Source organism: Mesorhizobium sp. M2C.T.Ca.TU.002.02.1.1 (assembly GCF_003997225.1).
The window spans coordinates 1-999 of record NZ_RZTO01001307.1 but is presented as its reverse complement, the minus strand read 5'-3'; the positions used below and the strand labels follow the sequence as shown (position 1 = coordinate 999).

The window sequence follows — 999 nt, the reverse complement described above, 5'->3', positions numbered from 1 at the left end:
GTCATGGGCGCCTCCTTCGCCCCACTTTGGTCGCATCGAAGGAGGCGCCCATGACCATCCATTCCCTGAACACGAAGCGCGCCAGCCGCTCCGCTGAAGCGCGCGTCGCGGCGCAAGACTGGCGCTGCATCGTCTCAGACCTCAACGCCCATGGCTGCGCCGTCATGCCCGGCCTGCTGTCGGCCGAGGAGTGCGCCGAAATCGCCGCGCTCTATCCGCATGAGGAGCATTTCCGCAGCCATGTGGTGATGGCGCGCCATGGCTTCGGCAAAGGCGAATATCGCTACTTCAAATATCCGCTGCCGGACCTGATCGAGGGTCTGCGCTCAGCCCTCTATCCGCGCCTTGCCGCCGTCGCCAACGACTGGAACGAGAAAATGGGCGTGGCGCAGCGCTATCCGGCTGAGCACGCCGCTTTCCTGGAGCGCTGCCACGACGAGGGTCAGACGAGGCCGACACCGCTTCTCTTGCAATACGGCCCTGGCGACTTCAACTGCCTGCATCAGGACCTCTACGGCGCGCTCGCCTTTCCGCTGCAGGTGGCGATCCTGTTGTCCGAACCTGGCGAGGATTTCACCGGCGGCGAATTCGTGCTCACCGAGCAGCGCCCGCGCATGCAAAGCCGCGCCGAGGTGGTGCCGCTCAAGCGCGGTGACGCGGTGATCTTTGCGGTGCATAACCGGCCGGTGCAGGGCACGAAGGGATATTACCGGGTGAATCTCAGACACGGGGTCAGCCGACTGAGATCAGGACGGCGACATACAGTCGGAATTATCTTCCACGACGCGAAGTAGGCGCAGCGCTGTTCCTCGCCCCCGCCGAGGCGGGAGAGGTGTCCGCGAAGCGGACGGAGAGGGGGCCTTCGTAGGGCGCTCCCCTCTTCGTCTCGGCTTCGCCGAGCCATCTCTCCCCACATTCGTGGAGCGAGGAACCTTCATCCTGCGGCGCTTCTGCCTCTTCCCCTCGCACCCTCATTCGCGTACACGCCCGGGCAAATCC

The 999-nt window shown here is 64.9% G+C and carries 1 protein-coding gene; it reads left to right on the top strand.

Annotated elements, in window-relative coordinates; translation table 11 throughout:
* Positions 1-50 precede the first annotated feature (50 nt).
* Positions 51-794, top strand: coding sequence for a 2OG-Fe(II) oxygenase (locus EOD07_RS35685; RefSeq protein ID WP_127238458.1), 744 nt, complete (start codon positions 51-53; stop codon positions 792-794).
* Positions 795-999 lie beyond the last annotated feature (205 nt).

Coding starts and splice junctions, on each gene's coding strand:
- EOD07_RS35685 (WP_127238458.1), top strand. CDS start 51: ATGACCATCCATTCCCTGAACACGAAGCGCGCCAGCCGCTCCGCTGAA.